The 275-nt window shown below is 58.5% G+C and carries 1 pseudogene; it reads left to right on the forward strand.

Annotated features, from left to right (window positions below):
• Positions 1-233: pseudogene (locus SB816_RS31360) on the forward strand (IS110 family transposase); the annotation flags it as partial.
• Positions 234-275 lie beyond the last annotated feature (42 nt).

Raw genomic sequence — 275 nt, forward strand, 5'->3', positions numbered from 1 at the left:
CATGGGGTCTCGGGCTTCTGCGTGCGGCACCCGGTATCGGCGCAATTACAGTTGCGGTCATTCGATGGGCATGTCGGAAAGCTCCACCCGAGCACTCGTGGCTGGCACGGATGCTAGCGCGCAAACCTCGTATGCTCGTTGCAATCGCCCTCGCCAACAAAATGGCTCGATCCGTCTGGGCAATGATGACCAAGAACGAAGATTACAAGGATTCCGCTCTGGCAGCAGCGTAAGATGGCTGAGCTGAAGTCAGGACGGATCGTCGGCGTGTGAGG

The sequence above is a fragment of the Achromobacter sp. SIMBA_011 genome, assembly GCF_046535435.1.
GTDB lineage: Bacteria > Pseudomonadota > Gammaproteobacteria > Burkholderiales > Burkholderiaceae_B > Achromobacter > Achromobacter dolens.